Here is a 17,526-nt window from a genome sequence, read left to right as displayed (position 1 = left end):
TCCCGTCTCGCGCATAAAATCACATCCCGCTGACGGGCTTGACTTTTGTACCATCGGTAAAGCGTGAAAAGCGGAACTCATGCGGATCGACCACGGGGGTCGCGCCCGCGACAATATCTGCCATGAGACGGCCTGCGCCCGGCCCGATGCCAAATCCATGGCCGGAGAAGCCGGTGGCGATATGAAACCCCGGAATTTGGTCGATGGCATCGATCACCGGAATGGCGTCCGGCGTCACATCGATACGACCACCCCATGTCTGGGCAACCTCTGCCTGCTCAAATACCGGAAAGATTTTCGTCACAGCAGCAAGCGCCGCCTTCACATCGCGCTCGTTCGGCGTCGGATCATTCACCCGCACCTGCTCGAACGGCGATACCTCATTCATGCTCCAGCGCCGCGGACGGCGCAATTCATGGAAAAAGCGTTTGCCGACCCGCAGGTTCAGCGACTTCCAGTCCTGCCGCAAAGCGGGCATGAATTGCCGCATATAGCGAAATGAATTGGGGACGATATCCACGTCATTGGCCGACCCACAGGCGATGGAATAACCGCCGTCCAAACGCTTGCGGAGGCCAAAATCCGGTGTCCAGATGGCTTCCTCCGGCCCCCCGTCACCGGCTTGGTTCGCAATACCGAATTGATGACACTAAGCTGCGGCAGATCAATACCGAAATTGCCACAAAACAGATTGGATCAGGCGCCGCCTGCCAGCACAACAGAAGAACAGGCGATTTCGCCATGCTCCGTGACCACACCGCTGATGCGTCCGCCCGACGTCTGAATACCGCGCACAGCGCAATGGGTATGAATAGACGCACCACGTGCCCGCGCTGCTTCGGCAATGGCAGGGGCTGCTATTTGCGGTTCAGCGCGACCATCATGCGGCGCGTAAAGCGCACCTTTGGCGCCCAGGTTGAGGCCCGGGTACATCCGCTCAAGCTGCTGCTGATTGATAACGCGTGAATCGACCTGATACGGCTCGACAAGCCGATTCCAGCGGATCTCGGCCTCAATCTCTTCCTCGTCCTTGCAGAAAAAAAGAATGCCAGAGCGCTTGAAACCAACGTTTGCGCCGATACGGCGCTCCAGCCCATCCCAAATGCGAAAGGCTTCCATCATCAATGGAATTTCACGCGGATCGCGCTCCGACAAGCGCACCCAGCCCCAGTTGCGACTGGATTGCTCCTGCGCGATCCCAGCCTTGTCGCACAGCGCAACGCTAATACCACGATCCGCAAGTTCCAGTGCCGTCGACGTGCCGATGATGCCGCCGCCGATGACCACCACATCCACCTTTTCAGGCAGCGTTGCATCTCCCCGGACCGGTACAACTGTTGGATCCTGGCATGTAGCAACATTCCTTTTGAGAAACCACAGCGAGAAATTGAAGGTCGCCTTGAACTATCGGCTGAGCCTTTGGAACTCTGACAAGAACACAGCCCAACTCAACATTTTTGTCTCACGAACTCAAGGCATGTTGCAGTTAAACTGCAGACTGTCGACAGAAGCATCACCTCGTTCTGATTGCCTTAATCAGCCCTCCCATCCAAGACAGATCATTTTAACAGGAACAATGCTTCGACATGGGGCCGTATCTCTGGACGAACATTGTCCAAAACGGCTTGGCGCGCCTTGCTCATGAACGCTGCCTTGGTCGACCTCAACAAAGATCATGCCCCGCTCTTCTAAATCCTGCATCAGACGTCTCTCATCTTCGTCAAACAACAAACGCTCATATTGGCGAGTTGCCAGTGCGGCCTTGAGAATAGCTTCCCGGTCCCCCACAGTCAGCCTGTTCCACAGGGTTTCTGACGTCGTCAAGGTAAATCCAGGACCGCACATGGTTCGTCATGTTGATGTATTTTTGAACGTCGGCAAACCTTGCGCTTTTGATCAGCGCGAGTGGATTTTCCTGCGCCTCGATACGGCCGGTCTGCAAGGCTTGATAGACATCGGCAAAGGCCATGGGGGCTGTACGGGCACCAAGCGCATCCCAGACTTTCAGCGACAGTGGAACATTGGGGACACGCAGTTTAAGTCCGCGCAGATCATCAAGTGTGCGGATGGGCCGGTTGGCTGTCAACTCACGCGGGCCGCGATGAAAATGGGTGAGGGGGCGGATCTGTGCCCGTTCCAGGATCTCTTTCTCGATTGCCCGCCCCAAGGGGCCATCGGAAATGCGCACCGCATCTTCAAGCGAGGGAAGTGCGTAGGGAACAGCCAACAATGCCGCAAGAGGCGCCCAGTTCTGAAGGCTTTCGCCGGCCAGTGCGAAGTCAATAGAACCGTCCTGCATGCTGGTGATCAGGTCGATTTCACGGCCCAGACTGTTATCCGGGTACACTTCAACACGAATGCGTCCGTCCGTATTATCGAGCACCTCGTCCGCGAAGAAAATCGCAGCCTTGTGCCAGATATGATTCTCCTGGACCATATGCCCGAGCTTCAATGTCATTTCAGGCTGAGCAGCTACGACAGGCATGACGCTTGCTCCTGTCAGTATTGACAAGCTTAAAATCGCGATGCTCACACTCAATACACGCTTGGCGGCTGACAACATTGCGTTCTCCCTGCAATGAGGCACCAGATTTTCCCGTCTACCATCTTGAGTCAGACACCTGACATCTCTGACAATTGTTCTGATGCACTTGCCTCAAAGTATCAGAATTTTCTTACTCAGACATTTTCGGGGCATTACTTAGAGCATTCCTTCCGCAAAAACCTGCAAAAACGGCGACCCAAGGGCCGCCGTTGCGTGCAAATCTCTCGTTGCAAGGTGTCCCCGCAAACGCTCTGTCAGATCAGGTCAGGCCGCGTCGCCAAACAGCACGTGAACCTTTACGGCCTTGGACCGGTCACTGGCCTCTTCAAAGGCCTGAACCGCCTGATCGATCGAATAACGTCCTGTAATCATAGGCTTGACGTCGATCGTGCCGGTGTTAAGCGCCTCAATGGCATCACCATATTCCGCATCGAAGCGATGGCTTCCCGCAAAAACGATCTCTTTTGCCACAATCATATTGAGGGGAAGTGCTGTGTCACCAGCCACACCAACCTGCACCAGAGTGCCATGCGGACGCAGGGTTTCAAGGGCGCTGCGGATGGCGGGAACGGCAGCAGAACATTCGAAAACAACGTCAAATTGACCTTTATTTTCGCCGTAAGGAGCGAGTTTTTCCGCCTCCGTGGCGACATTGATGGTCTTTGTCGCGCCCATTTGGGCCGCGACAGCCAACGTCGCATCCTGCAAGTCGGTGACGACAATCTCGCTGGCCCCGTCCCGTTTGGCAATGGCCGTGCACAAGGCACCGATAGGTCCGGCCCCCGTGACCAGAACACGCTTGCCTTCAAGCGAGGGCGAATGTGAGCGGGCATGAAGACACACCGCCAGAGGTTCGGCGCAGGCGGCCTCCTCAAGCGACACATGCGCCTGAATTCTGTAGCACTGCGCCTCGCTCGTCACAAGCAGGTCGCGGAAGCCGCCCTGCTCATGCGGAAAGCGCATGGCCGAGCCATAAAACCGCATGTTGAGGCAATGCTGATGATCGCCAGCCTCACAAAAGGCACAGTGGCCGCAAGGGTTGCTTGGGTTGACGCCGACACGGTCACCAAGCGCAACTGCACTGACCCCTTCACCGATGGCTTCCACCGTACCCGCAATTTCATGTCCCAGAATGATCGGCTCGCGCAGCCGCACGGGGCCAAAGCCCCCTCATGAAAATAATGCAGGTCGGATCCACAAATGCCCCCGGCTCCAATGCGCACCCGAACCTGGCCCGGACCCGGCATGGCGACGTCTTCGGTTTCGATACGCAGATCATGCGGCGCATGCAGACGGCAGACACGAGTTTTCATGGCAATAAAAATCCTTGTTAGGCAGGGCAGGAGACTGCAGGCATTGAAGAGGCCAGCGCGGGGGACGCACCAACGACCCAGTCAGTCTTCGAAATAATGCGGCACAGCGTCCTGAATTTTCGGCAAGTCAATCAACACACCACGCAAATGGGTGCGCATGGCGGCTTCCGCCTCGCCTGACTTCATGGCTTCCAGTGCATCGACAATCTGCCGATGCTGATCAATCAGCGTTTCAATCGGAAACCGCATCTTGGACAGGAACCGCACCCGGTCCATCTGCGCCTTCAGATCTTCCATCACCGACCAGACGCCGCGCTTTCCTGCCGCCACGGCCAAGCGCCGGTGAAACTGCTCATCAAGTTCAAGAAATCCCAACCAGTCATTCTTGGTTTCCTGCTCCTGACGGGTGATCAGATCGCGCAAGTCACGAATGACCTCGGCATCAATCTTGTCACCAAGGTCGCGGATCAGGTCGGCCTCGACAGCCTCACGGATAAAGCGGGCATCGCGCACGGCAGCAACGGAGATCTTGCGCACAAACGTGCCACGCTGGGGGCGGATCTCCACCAGACCGGCTTCGGCCAGCTTGATAAACGCTTCGCGTACCGGCTGACGGCTGATCGAATAGACGCGCGCGATCTCGGCTTCCGACAGATTGGAGCCCGGTTGTAAGTCGGCGCGCACGATGCGCTCGCGCAAAATGCGCTTGAGCTGCGGACCCACCGGCTCGGCAACATCGATACTCCACTTGGGCTGGATCGCAGATTCCATGTCTGTCTCGCTCATTGAATGATGTTGACTTAAAACCAATCTACCATACTAGTCAACTTTGAAAACTACTGATAAAAGAATTCGACAAACAGCAGAGCTGTGAATCGATACTGGGAGGAAACATGCGACACACGTGGCGCTGGTTCGGTCCAAAGGACCTTGTTTCAATTGAAGATATGCAGCCAGGCAGGAGTGCAGGGCGTGGTCAGCGCCTTGCATCATCTCGGCCCCGGAACTCTATGGACCCCGGAAGAGATTGCCAAGCGTCAAAAAGAAATCGGCCAATTCTCGGATGGCCGGGCTTCTGGTCTTGCCTGGGAAGTGGTGGAAAGCCTGCCGGTGTCGGAAGACATCAAAAAGCAGAGCGGCGACTGGCGCGCCCACATCGAGACCTACAAGGACAGCCTGCGCAATCTGGCAGCCGCTGGAATTGAAGTTGTCTGCTACAACTTCATGCCGGTGCTTGACTGGACCCGCACGGACCTGGCACTGGCGGCTGGATCATGGCGGCACCTGTATGCGCTTTGATTATCCGGACTTCGTCGCCTTTGACGCGCATATTCTGAAGCGCGATGGCGCCTTGGACACTGTGCCCGCAGAGATTGCGGATGAGGCCGCCCGCCGGTTTGCCGAATGGGACGACGATCATTGTGTCGCCATCACGCGCAACATCGTCTTTGGGCTTCCGGGCGCTGCCGACACGATGGAACTGAGCGACGTTCGCCGCCATCTGGCCGAATACGACGCGATTTCAGCCGATCAACTGCGCAAGCATTTCATCGACTTCCTGAAGGAAGTGGTGCCTGTGGCAGAAGAGCTGGGTATGCGTTTGTGCTGTCACCCCGATGACCCGCCCTTTTCGCTGCTGGGCCTGCCACGCGTCATGTCGACGGAAGCCGATTACCGGGCGATCATGGAAGCGGTCGATTCGCCCGCCAACGGCATCACGCTGTGTTCCGGCTCTCTGGGGGCACGTCCCGACAATGATCTGCCGGGAATGATGCGTCGTCTGGGGTCAAAGATCCACTTCCTGCATCTGCGCAATGTGACCCGCGAAACACCGGCCGACATTGGCTCTTTCCATGAAGCCGAACATCTGGGCGGTGACACGGACATGGTCGCGCTGGTGGCGGAAGTTCTGCGCGAGGAAGCTCGCCGCAAAGCAGAAGGGCGCGCTGATTGGAAGATCCCGATGCGCCCCGATCACGGTCAGGACATTCTGGACGATCTGACACGTCATGCCCAGCCGGGGTATCCCGCCATTGGGCGCCTGAAGGGTCTGGCTGAACTGCGCGGGATTGAACTGGCTCTGAGCCATCCGCCAATGGTCACCGAGCCGCGCTGATCAAGCCGCACCAAGACTGACCGTGACCAGCCGAAACTTCTGTCCGGCTGGCGTAAAAACAAGAGATGCGGAACACCACCGGTTTGCCGGTCCCGTTAGAAGGAGCCCGGTGTCTGCGAAACTCGAAAGCCCGAAAGCAAATAGCTTTCGGGCTTTTTTTCGTCGAACCGTGCACTCAGCCATTTGAAAGACGCGTCACGCTGCGTGCTTCCGTTGCAAAATAAATCAGCGCAACAAGCGGCAAGGCAAGACCGATTTCCGAGGCCAGTGACCACCCACCGACGTGATAGGCCCATCCACCAACGGCGGATCCAGCGGCTCCACCCATGAAAAAAATCGCCATGAACAAACCATTGAGGCGATTTCTGTGAGCCGGATCAAGGCCGAAGATCGCTCGCTGACTGGTGATGAGCGTTGTCGTCACACCGAAATCAAGCACGATCGCAGCGAGAGTCAGCAACGCCAATCCGACGATCGATCCTTCCGGCGCGATCCAGGTCACCAGAAAGGCCAACGCCACAAGCGTCAGACCGGAGACGGTGGCAAAACGGCTCAACCCCTTGTCGGCCAGACGACCGGCAATTGGGGAGGCGATGGCACCAGCAACACCAGCAAATGCAAAGGCTGCAATCCCGCCTTGTGTCAGGTCGAATTTGTCAGCCAGAAGCAAGGGCGTCACTGTCCAGAACAGGCTGAACGCCGAAAACTGACAGGCTTGATATGCGGCCCGGCGGCGCAAGACCGGCTGGCTGACAAAGATCTGCCCCATGGAGGCAATCAGCGCCCAATAAGACAATTTCGCCTGCGGCTGCTTTTCCGGCAAGTTGCGCCAAAGCACGAACAGCCAGGACCAGCATGGCGGCCGCCGACAGGAAATAGACCACGTGCCTAGGACGAAAACTGGGCGATAACACTGGACGCCGGCCGAGCCAGCATGATGCCCAGCATCAGTCCACTCATGACATTGCCAACGATCCGACCACGGCTGGCGGCAGGTGCCAGGCTCGCAGCAAAGGGCACCACCATCTGCGCGGCCGTCGAGCCGACACCAATGACGAGTGCAGCCAGCAGAAATGGCGCTGGTGTGAAGGAGAAGCCCGCGCCGATCAGCGCAATCATGCAGACGCCCAGCATGGCGATGATCAAACGCCGGTTTTCGACAAGATCACCAAGTGGGACGGCCAGCAGAAGGCCAAGCCCGTACCCGATCTGTGTCAAGGTGACAATCAAGCCGGTGGCTGCATCAGACAGACCAACGGACCGGGCAATCGGACCGGCAAGTGGTTGACCGTAATACAGGTTGGCAGCCGCCAACCCACAGGCAGCCGCCATGATGAAGACCAGCAGGCGGGAGGGCGGTGTGACGGGATGTCCGTCTGAATGGGGGGACGAAGTAGTCATGAAATTCCTCTCAGGCTGCGGGAGGAGAACCTTGGTCAAGAGGGAGAAAATGAATGGCGGACAAACGCACCGCCATCAAAGATATCAGTCAAACAGCTTGAACGCGGCTGTTGTCGCGGCTTGTACCTGTTCCGGGGTCATCCCGGTTTTGCCCAGCACTCGCAAACCTTTGAGAAATGCATGAAAGGCCGTGGCCGCGCCGACCGGCTCCACATCAGGACCAACCGAGCCATCCACCAGACCTTCGCGCACATAACTTTCGATGTAGCCATGAATTTCGTCACTGATGCGCTTCAGTTCGACGGCCATTTCCGGTGTGAACTGATCGACCTCATTGGTTGCACCGATAACGAGACACCCAATCCGGCCCTCGGGACCATGCGCGTTCCCGGCATAATCTTGTGCCAGACACATGAGCTTTTCACGGCCGGTTTCCGCATCCCGCATAAGCTCGTTCAACTGCGAGGTTCTGCGAAGTCGGTACCGGCGAAAAGCGGCCAGATAAACACCCTTCTTGTCGCCGAACGCCTTGTAGATACTGCCGGCTGTCAGATCCATCGCGGTCTTGAGATCGGCAATCGAGGTGCCCTCATACCCAAAGCGCGTGAAAACCTCGATGGCCCGGTCCAGTGCACGATCAATATCAAACCCGCGGGGACGGCCGGCCGCTCTCTGCGGTTCTTTTACTCAGGAAACGTCAGCCATGACGATACGGTCTCTTAATTTGGAAACAAGCATTTCCCAATTAGGAGTAATCTTGCAGCCTGTCAACCTGCTGCAGCGCACAAAAAAGCCCGCCGCTGGGGCGCGGACGGGCAAGAGCGTTCAGGTGCGGCTCTTGGGAAACAAGGCCTGTTGTCATCATGTCAGCGGGCAACCAAGCGGCCGCCAGATCCATAAGACAGCCGACGCAAGAGAGACCCGCTCCAGTGTGGGAGGAGAGAGACACTGGAGCGGGCATTCAGACCCTTGCGAGACTGAAGAGGAGGCTCCGCTCCCACTTGCGTGGGGGCGGGATTGCGCGTTCAAGAAAGGGGGCGACGGATCAGACGATCCCGCCACCGCCACCGGTGCTGATCGGACGTTCGCTGGCCACTTTCTGGCGATAGCCTGCCGCACGGTAGGTCGCGATCGGATCAATGGCACCACCATTATCAAGGCGGGCCATCGCAAGGATCGGCTCCACGTCAGTGCGGAACGCCTGTTTCAAGGTCGTTGTCGCCATCAAGGCGTCATTGTCTTCCTGAAAGCCGTTCAGGCGCGAGCGGTCGACGATCAGCAGCCTGGGCATAGGCCCGCTGCACTTCCACCGCACTCGACATCAGGCTTTCAATTGGATCGGTGACGTTATGCGACTGATCCAGCATGTAGGCGGGATTGAAATCCGACGCCCCGCGCACATCCGCATCGACCAGCTCATTGAACACCAGAAACAGGCGATACGGATCAATCGAGCCGGCATCCAGATCATCGTCTCCATATTTGGAATCGTTGAAATGAAACCCGCCAAGCTTGCTGAACTGGATCAACCGCGCCACGATCATCTCGATGTTGACGTTGGGCGCATGATGGCCCAGATCAACGAGACACGACGCCTTGTCGCCCAACTCCCTGGCAATCAGATAATTGGTGCCCCAGTCCTGAACGACAGTGGAATAGAACGCCGGTTCGAAGATCTTGTGCTCGGTGAACAACCGCCAGTCATCCGGCAGAGCGTTGTAGATCTGTTTGGTCGCATCAAGATAGCGCTCGAACTGCCGTGTCAGATTGGTCTGACCGGGGAAGTTCGATCCATCGCCGACCCAGATCGTCAAGGCTTTGGAACCAATGGACTTGCCGATCTCGATACATTCCAGATTGTGTTCAATCGCTTGCTGCCGTGTGGCGGTGCGGGTGTTGGACAGAGATCCGAACTTGTAGGAATGCTCCTGACCGGGAGAATCCTGAAAGGTGTTCGAATTCATCGCATCGAACGTCAGACCGGCTTCTTCCGCCTTGGCTTTCAGATCCGCTGGGTTTTCCTTGTCCCACGGGATGTGCAGAGATACCGAAGGGGTGGCCCGCGTCAACTGCTGGATGACGCCGCAATCGTCGAGTTTGTCGAAGATCGTCGTCGGCTCGCCCGGTCCCGGGAAGCGGGCAAAACGTGTGCCGCCCGTGCCCACCCCCCAAGAGGGAATGGCCACGCCATAGGCACCGACCGTCTTCTTGATCTCGTCGATGGCAATGCCCCGCCGATCGAGCTGCTCGCCAAGGGCGGCATAATCACTCTTCAGCGCTGCAATGCGCTTTTCATTCTCCTGCGTCAGCAGGTTGTCCTGAATTTTCGCCATTGGTCTCAACCTCCCTAGCGTGTGAACGACTGCACATTACCGGCATCAACATTGATGATGTTGCCGGTCGATTTGGATGACGCCTCGGACGCAAGGAAATAGCTCGCCTCCGCAATGTCTTCCGGGAAGACCGACCGCTTCAGCAGCGAGCGCTGACGGTAATGCTCTTCCAGCTCGGCCTTGTCTTTGCCGTAGGCTTGCGCCCGTTCTTTCAGCCAGTCACCCGACCAGATCCGTGATCCGCGCAGCACCGCATCAGGATTGACCACATTGACACGGATACCAAGCGGCGCGCCTTCGAGCGCCAGACAGCGGGCAAGGTGAAGTTCAGACGCTTTTGCCGTGCAATAGGCACTCGCACCGGGCGAAGCGGCAAGCCCGTTCTTGGAGCCGATGAACACCACCGATCCGCCAATATCCTGAACCTTGAACAACTGGAAGGCCGACCGCGACACGAGAAAATACCCCGTCGACAGGATCGACATATTCTTGTTCCACAACGCCAGCGATGTGTCCTCAATCGGTGCAGAAGAGGCAATGCCAGCATTGGAGACCAGAATGTCGACACCGCCATATTCGGTCGTCGCCTGAGAAAATGAACTCATGACGGCGTCTTCACTGGTCACATCCATTGTGACACAACGCACGACATCCTTGGAATAAAGGCCGGTCAGATTGTCTGCCGTTGTCGCCAGCGCCTCAGGGTCAATATCAGCCAGCACGACGCAAGCGCCTTCGCGCAGGAACCGCTCGGCGGTTGCAGAGCCGATGCCCCCCGCACCACCGGTAACGAAGGCAACTTTGCCTGCCAGGCTCTTCGGCTTGGGCATCCGCAGCAACTTGGCTTCTTCCAACAGCCAGTATTCAATGTCGAAGGCCTCCTGCTCAGGCAGGCCGCAATAGGTCGAGACGCTGGCCGCACCACGCATGACATTGATGGCGTTGGTGTAAAATTCGCCCGAAATCCGGGCCGTTGCCTTGTCCTTGGCAAAGGTGATCATGCCGACGCCGGGCACCAGATAAACCACCGCATTGGGATCGCGCAACGGCGGGCTGTCAGGATGTTTGCAGCGATCGTAATAGGCTTGATAATCGTCACGATAGGCTGCAACAGCATCGCCAAGACCAGCGACCGCCGCGTCCAGATCCGGGCTGTCCGGATTGAAGTTGACAACCAGCGGACGAATCTTGGTGCGCAGGAAGTGATCAGGGCAGCTTGTGCCAAGCGGCGCCAGCGTTTCCATATCCTTCGAGCAGACGAACTCCAGCACCGTGTCGCTGTCATCGAAATGACCGACCATGTGCTGCTTGCCAGATACCATCCCGCGAATAACGGGCATCAGGCTTGCAGCGACCTTGCGGCGATCAGCCGGGGCAAGCTTGCCCACCCGCGCACCGCCAAATGCAGTCTTGCCCTCGGTCTTCTCATCCAGCCAGGTCATGGCCTTGTTGATGATTTCGATGGTCGTTTCGTAGCAGGTTCTGGCATCATCGGCCCAAGTGAAAAGCCCATGGCTTTCCAACACGACACCGCGTGCATCCGGGTTTTCAAGGCAGAACTTTTCCAGCCACAGGCCCAATTCATAGCCCGGACGTTTCGGGGCAGCCAGCCGATATCGGCGCCGAAAATCTCCTGCGTCAGCGCCTTGCTGTCGGCCGCCGCCGCGATGGCGATAATCGCATCCGGATGCATGTGATCGACGTGCACTTTCGGCACATAGGCATGCAGTGGCGTATCGATGGAAGCCGCTCTCGGGTTGAGGTTGAAGGTGCAATGCGGCAGATAGCCGACCATCTCGTCTTCAAACTCGACACCGCGGTAAAGGTCTTTCAGGGCGCGCAGCTTGTCCATGTAGAGCGTTGAAAAGCCATCCATCTTGATGGTGCCAACGTCGCCGCCCGAGCCCTTGACCCAAAGCACTTCCACGTCGCTCTGGCCGAGCGGGTCCTTCTGCATGACTTTGGCCGACGTATTGCCACCGCCATAATTGGTGATTCGCTTGTCGGACCCCAGAAGGTTGGAGCGGTACAAAAGACGCTCCGGCTCGCTCATCAAAGAGGCCTTGGCGTCGTTCCATAGGTTTTGAAGTCGTTTATCGGCAGCCGTTTGCAGCATACTATCCTCCCAAACAGATCTTTCGCTGGCCCTGATTGGAGCCGACATTCAAACCGTTTCCGCTTATTGTCAATCAAAAACAATCAATAACAGTCAATATTGCGCTGCAATATGGCAAATATGACGTTTTTTGATTGACACTGCTTTATAGTGATGGAAATGTGACAACTTCTGGAGGTCGCTACATGCACGAGAAAGAACGTCACAGGGTCATATTGTCCGAAGTTCAGGACCGTCCGGTTGCGACGGTCTCCGAACTCGTGGCCTTGACGGATTCGTCGGAAGCGACAATCCGGCGTGATATTGCGACACTGCATGTGCAAAAGAAGCTGCGCCGGGTGCGCGGTGGCGCGGAGGCGCTTCACCCGCCTCAGTTCGGGGCGCTCGCCGGGCGGCCGTTCTCCATCAATGAAACCATTCGCATTCATCAAAAGCGCGCCATTGCCCGCGCCGCTGTCGAGATGTGCGAAGATGGCGAATCCATCATCATCAACGGCGGTACGACGACCTATCAAATGGTCTATCCGCTGGCGGCCCGCTCTTTGCAGGTCTTTACCAATTCCTTTCCGATTGCCGAGCATCTGCTCAAGAACTCGCGCAATTCGATCATGCTCTCGGGAGGGGCGATCTACCGTGAGCAAAACATCATCTTGAGCCCCTTTGAAAATGACGTGACGAGCAATTTTTATGCACGCCGCATGTTCATGGGAGCTGCCGGGCTGAGTTCCATCGGGATCATGGAAGCCGATCCGCTTCTGATCCAGGCAGAACAAAAGCTCATCGGACAGGCGGATGAACTGATCGTTCTGGTCGATTCATCCAAGTTTGCGGGGCGATCGAGCCTCATCCTGTGTCCGCTCGAGCGGATAACCACCGTCATCACCGACGAGGGAGTTTCAGATAGCGCAGCCCAGATGCTTGAGCAGGCGGGCCTGCAACTGATCACGGTGAAGGCGGAAGCGGTGGCCAGCCGGGCCGCATCATCCGGCTAGTGAAAACCCGTCGCCTGCGATTCTGAGGAGGGTTGGCAGGCGGCGCAGATGGGAGGAATACCAATGAAACTTTTCAAAAATTCATGGCCGCCACGGCCGTGGCCGTTGTCGCCTTTTCGGCGCAGGCGCAAGCCAAGGAAATGCGCATCGCCCTTGTGGTGAAATCCCTCGGCAACGGCTTTTTCGAAGCCGCTCATGAGGGGGCGGAAGAAGCCGCCAAGAAACTTGGCGACGTCAAGATCATCTACACCGGCCCAACCGACACCACCGCCGAAGGCCAGATCGAAGTCATCAACTCGCTGATTGCCCAGCATGTTGATGCGATTGCCATCTCGGCCAATGACAAGGACGCTCTCGTTCCGGTACTCAAGAAGGCCATGAAGCGCGGCATTACCGTGATTTCGTGGGATTCCGCTGTGGCCAAGGCCGGGCGTGAAGTTCACATCAATCCGTCGTCCAACGAATTGATCGGCCAGACGCTGATGAAGCTCGCTTCCGATGGTCTGCCCAAGGATGGCGGTCAGGTCGCGATTCTCTCGGCCACTGCAACGGCAACCAACCAGAACACCTGGATTGCCGAAATGAAGAAGGTTCAGAGCCAGTACCCGCAGGTCAAACTCGTCAAGACCGTCTATGGTGACGATCTGGCTGACAAGTCCTACCGTGAAGCTGAAGGTCTGATGAAGACCTACCCGGACCTGAAGGCCATTGTTGCTCCGACCTCGGTTGGCATTGTTGCTGCGGCGCAGGCCGTGGAAGATGCCAACAAGGTTGGCAAGGTCAACGTCACGGGTCTTGGCCTACCATCTGAAATGGCCGGTCACGTCAAGTCTGGTGCTTCCAAGTCCTTCGCCATCTGGAATCCGATCGGCCTGGGCTATGCCGCAACGATGGTTGCCTACAACCTGGCCACCGGCAAGGCCAAGGCCAAGCCGGGTGCGGAAATCGGCATGGGCCGTCTGGGCAAACTGAAGCTGGACAAGAACGACGAAGGCCCCATGGGCAAGCCGTTCACCTATGACGCGTCCAACATCGACAAGTACAAGAGCGTCTTCTAAGCCGCTTCGTCCTTGATCCTCTTCCGGGGCGTGTGTCATCTACAGCGCCCCGGAAGGTTCGTGTTTCAGCCCTTCAAGATCAGCCTTCGGGATCCGGTCCATGCACCCCACCCCCAAAGCCGGGAGGATGTCTCCGCGATGCAGGTTTCGCAAACGGCCACGCCCATCCTGTCGCTGTCCGGCATTTCCAAAAGCTTTCCCGGCGTCAAGGCGCTGAGTGATGTTGCACTTGACCTTTATCCCGGTCAGGTGACGGCACTGATCGGTGAAAACGGCGCGGGCAAGTCGACCCTCGTCAAGATCATGACCGGGATCTATCAGCCTGACGATGGCAAGATCATCGTCAAGGGAACAACGCATCATTTTGCCACGGCAGATGCCGCCGCCAACGCCGGCGTCACCGCCATTCACCAGGAAACCGTGCTCTTCGACGAATTGAGCGTGGCAGAGAACATCTTCATCGGCCACGCGCCGCGTGGCCGCTTTGGTCTGATTGACCTGAAGCGCATGCACACCGAGGCGCAGACCCTGCTGACCCGCATCGGGGCCGAGATCGACCCGGCCACACCGCTCAAGCATCTGGGTATCGCCAGCCGTCATCTCGTCGCCATAGCCCGAGCGCTCTCCGTCGACGCTCAGGTCGTCATCATGGACGAACCGACGGCGGCACTATCGCACAAGGAAATCGAGGAAACCTACGACCTTGTTGACCGGCTGAAGGCCGAGGGCAAGGCAATCCTCTTCATCAGTCACAAGTTCGATGAAGTGTTCCGCATCGCCGACCGTTATACTGTTTTCCGCGATGGCAGTCAGGTGGATGCCGGGCTGATCGGCAATGTCAGTGAGGCCGATCTGGTGCGCCTCATGGTCGGACGATCTGTCAGTCAGGTGTTTCCACAACGCGAACACAAGGTCGGCAAGGAATTGCTGAAGGTCGTCGGCTACAGCCATCCGACCGAGTTCGCAGACATCGGCTTTACGCTGCATGAAGGTGAAATCCTGGGCCTTTATGGTCTGGTTGGGGCAGGGCGCAGCGAGTTTGCGCAGGCTTTGATCGGGATCACCAAACCCTCCAAGGGTGCCATCCGCATTGACGAGCGCGTCGCCGTGGTGCGCACGCCCAATGAGGCCGTCAACAATGGCATCGTCTATGTGCCGGAAGATCGCGGCAAACAGGGCATGATCAAGGGCTTGCCCATTTTCCAGAACGTCACGCTGCCTTCCCTCGCCAAGACATCCCGCAGCGGGTTTCTGCAATTGGCTGAAGAGTTCAAACTGGCGCGCGAATACGTTGGGCGTCTCGACCTGCGTGCCGCTGCACTGGATCAGGACATCGACGAACTGTCTGGCGGCAACCAGCAGAAAGTTGTCATTGCCAAGTGGCTGGCGACCAAGCCGCGGGTCATCATTCTGGATGAACCCACCAAGGGCATTGATATTGGCTCGAAAGCCGCCGTGCACGCCTTCATGGGCGAACTGGCAGCACAGGGCCTCGCCGTCATCATGATCTCCTCCGAAATTCCCGAAGTCATCGGCATGTCCGACCGCGTCATCGTCATGCGCGAAGGCCGGATTGCCGGAGAATTTGCAGGCGACACGCTGACCCCGGAACATCTGGTGCGGGCCGCAGCCGGCATTGGGAAGGAAACCGCATGACCTTGCTCAAGATCCTCAAGTCACGAGAAGTCGCTCTGTTCGGCGTCATTGTTCTGCTGGTGATCCTCATTGCCAGCCGCTTTCCCGCCTTTGTCACGCCGGGCAATCTTGTCAATGTGTTCAATGACACCTCGCCACTGATTCTGCTGGCTCTCGGCCAGATGATCGTCATTCTGACACGCTGCATTGATCTGTCGGTCGCAGCCAACCTGGCGCTGACCGGCATGGTGGTTGCCATGTTGAGCAACGCGGTGCCCGGCATTCCAATCCCGGCGATCATTCTTCTGGCACTGCTTCTGGGGGCTACACTCGGGCTGATCAATGGCCTGTTGGTGTGGAAGGTCAATATTCCGCCCATTGTCGTGACGCTTGGCACCATGACGATCTACCGCGGCATCATCTTTCTCCTGTCCGATGGCGCCTGGATCAACTCGCATCAGATGAGTGCCGCGTTCAAGGGTTTTCCGCGGGCAGAGTTCATTGGCATACCGGTCTTGTCCTGGATCGCCATTGCGGTGGTTATCCTCTTTGCCGTGATCATCACCCGCACGGCAATCGGTCGCGCCTTTTATGCAGTCGGCGGCAATCCCAATGCTGCCGTCTACACCGGCATCGACGTCGGCCGGACCCAGTGCATCGCCTTCGTTCTCTCCGGTATGCTGGCGGGGCTGACGGGCTATCTGTGGGTATCGCGCTATGCTGTCGCCTATGTCGACATCGCCAATGGCTTCGAGTTGCAGGTGGTCGCTGCCTGCGTCATCGGAGGTATTTCAATCTCTGGCGGGCTTGGCACCGTCGGCGGTGCCGTGCTTGGCGCGCTGTTCCTCGGCATTATCAAAAACGCCTTGCCAGTCGTGCATATTTCGCCCTTCTGGCAACAGGCCATCTCCGGGGCCGCGATCATCATCGCCATCGCATTTAATGCCCTGAGCAACCGAGCCCTGGACGTGTGATCCTGAGAAACGCGGAGCAACCCTCATGAGTCTGGCAAGTGTCGATGGCACCGCAACCGGCCGTCATATCCCTGATCGTTTGCAAAACCCGTGGCAGCGCATTGCTAAGGAGCTGGGAACTGTTTCTGCTGATCGTGGCAATCGGCATCTTCATTCTCAATTCTTTTGCCTCGCCGTATTTCCTCGATCCGTGGAACCTGTCGGACGCGACCTTCAATTTCACTGAAAAGGCCATGATCGCCTTTGCCATGGCGCTGCTGATCATTTCCGGCGAAATTGATCTGTCTGTCGCCTCGATCATCGCCATGGCGTCCACCGCCATAGGATTTGCCGCGACCCAAGGCGTCGACACTGGTGGGCTGGTGGCAATCGGCCTCGCGGTCGGGCTGATCAGCGGGGCATTCAATGGGGTCTTGGTCACCGGGCTAGGGCTGCCATCCATCGTCGTGACCATCGGCACCATGAGCTTGTTTCGGGGCATCTCCTACTGCGTGCTTGGGGATCAGGCCTACACCAAGTACCCGGCAGGACTGGCCTATTTCGGACAGGGCTATGTGTGGTGGGTCTTTTCGTTCGAGTTCGCCTTGTTTATCGGTCTGGCAATTGCCTTCGGCGTCCTGCTTCATGCAACGAAATTCGGTCGCATCGTCTACGCCATTGGCAACAACCCCACCGGTGCGCTTTTTTCCGGCATTCGCGTGTCACGGGTAAAATTTTCTCTGTTCTTGCTGACCGGGCTGATGTCGGGTGTCGCCGCAATCTGCCTCACCTCACGACTTGGCGCGACCCGTCCATCCATCGCCACGGGCTGGGAACTGGAAGTCGTCACAATGGCGGTTCTGGGCGGTGTCAACATTCTGGGCGGTTCCGGCTCCATTCCCGGCGTCGTGCTGGCTGCCTTCATCATGGGCATGGTCACCTTTGGCTTCGGCCTGTTGAATGTGCCGGGCATCGTCATGTCGATCTTCATCGGCCTGCTGTTGATTGCCGTCATTGCGTTGCCGAAGCTGTTGCAGCGCCTGTCCGTCCGGATGAAAGGCTGA

7 protein-coding genes and 8 pseudogenes are annotated in these 17,526 nt (G+C 57.6%); 6 read left to right on the top strand and 9 right to left on the bottom strand.

Annotated elements, in window-relative coordinates; translation table 11 throughout:
• Positions 1-19: 19 nt before the first annotated feature.
• The 5 genes and pseudogenes from AC0L7U_RS20240 to AC0L7U_RS20220 form a co-directional block, all read right to left on the bottom strand.
• Positions 20-1,380: pseudogene (locus AC0L7U_RS20240) on the bottom strand (NAD(P)/FAD-dependent oxidoreductase).
• A gap of 156 nt (positions 1,381-1,536) precedes the next feature.
• Positions 1,537-1,845, bottom strand: a complete 309-nt coding sequence (locus AC0L7U_RS20235) for a hypothetical protein (protein ID WP_473696353.1) — start codon at positions 1,843-1,845, stop codon at positions 1,537-1,539.
• On the bottom strand, positions 1,736-2,485 hold the full coding sequence (locus tag AC0L7U_RS20230) for a TRAP transporter substrate-binding protein (RefSeq protein WP_473696351.1): 750 nt from the start codon (positions 2,483-2,485) through the stop codon (positions 1,736-1,738). The genes AC0L7U_RS20235 and AC0L7U_RS20230 overlap by 110 nt, the downstream gene beginning before the upstream one ends.
• A 324-nt stretch (positions 2,486-2,809) precedes the next feature.
• A pseudogene (locus AC0L7U_RS20225) lies at positions 2,810-3,858 on the bottom strand (L-idonate 5-dehydrogenase).
• A gap of 81 nt (positions 3,859-3,939) precedes the next feature.
• Complete coding sequence (locus tag AC0L7U_RS20220; protein WP_473696349.1) at positions 3,940-4,644, bottom strand: GntR family transcriptional regulator; 705 nt, start codon at positions 4,642-4,644, stop codon at positions 3,940-3,942.
• A gap of 107 nt (positions 4,645-4,751) precedes the next feature.
• On the opposite strand from AC0L7U_RS20220, the pseudogene uxuA reads away from it, so the two are divergent.
• Positions 4,752-5,974: pseudogene (uxuA, locus tag AC0L7U_RS20215) on the top strand (mannonate dehydratase).
• Positions 5,975-6,149: 175 nt separating this feature from the next.
• Here the strand turns inward: uxuA and AC0L7U_RS20210 are convergent.
• The 4 genes and pseudogenes from AC0L7U_RS20210 to AC0L7U_RS20195 form a co-directional block, all read right to left on the bottom strand.
• Positions 6,150-7,375 (bottom strand): annotated as a pseudogene (locus AC0L7U_RS20210) (MFS transporter).
• Between the two features lie 84 nt (positions 7,376-7,459).
• On the bottom strand, positions 7,460-7,993 hold the full coding sequence (locus tag AC0L7U_RS20205) for a TetR/AcrR family transcriptional regulator (RefSeq protein ID WP_473696527.1): 534 nt from the start codon (positions 7,991-7,993) through the stop codon (positions 7,460-7,462).
• Positions 7,994-8,420: 427 nt separating this feature from the next.
• A pseudogene (gene rhaI / locus AC0L7U_RS20200) lies at positions 8,421-9,708 on the bottom strand (L-rhamnose catabolism isomerase).
• A 14-nt stretch (positions 9,709-9,722) separates the two neighbouring features.
• Positions 9,723-11,824, bottom strand: a pseudogene (locus AC0L7U_RS20195) (bifunctional rhamnulose-1-phosphate aldolase/short-chain dehydrogenase).
• Between the two features lie 185 nt (positions 11,825-12,009).
• On the opposite strand from AC0L7U_RS20195, the gene AC0L7U_RS20190 reads away from it, so the two are divergent.
• The 5 genes and pseudogenes from AC0L7U_RS20190 (at position 12,010) to AC0L7U_RS20170 (ending at position 17,526) form a co-directional block, all read left to right on the top strand.
• Positions 12,010-12,816, top strand: a complete 807-nt coding sequence (locus tag AC0L7U_RS20190; protein ID WP_473696347.1) for a DeoR/GlpR family DNA-binding transcription regulator — start codon at positions 12,010-12,012, stop codon at positions 12,814-12,816.
• An 83-nt stretch (positions 12,817-12,899) separates the two neighbouring features.
• The gene (rhaS, locus tag AC0L7U_RS20185) at positions 12,900-13,874 is read left to right on the top strand and encodes a rhamnose ABC transporter substrate-binding protein (RefSeq protein ID WP_473696345.1); all 975 of its coding nucleotides are present in this window, start codon (positions 12,900-12,902) and stop codon (positions 13,872-13,874) included.
• A gap of 138 nt (positions 13,875-14,012) precedes the next feature.
• Positions 14,013-15,530: a sugar ABC transporter ATP-binding protein gene (locus tag AC0L7U_RS20180; protein ID WP_473696343.1), complete on the top strand. Its 1,518-nt coding sequence runs from the start codon at positions 14,013-14,015 to the stop codon at positions 15,528-15,530.
• Positions 15,527-16,512: pseudogene (locus AC0L7U_RS20175) on the top strand (ABC transporter permease). Before AC0L7U_RS20180 ends, AC0L7U_RS20175 begins: the two are co-directional and overlap by 4 nt.
• A pseudogene (locus tag AC0L7U_RS20170) lies at positions 16,509-17,526 on the top strand (ABC transporter permease). The pseudogenes AC0L7U_RS20175 and AC0L7U_RS20170 overlap by 4 nt, the downstream one beginning before the upstream one ends.

It is taken from the genome of Roseibium sp. 10G30-5 (genome assembly GCF_055809635.1).
This window is presented reverse-complemented; position numbering and strand designations above follow the sequence as displayed.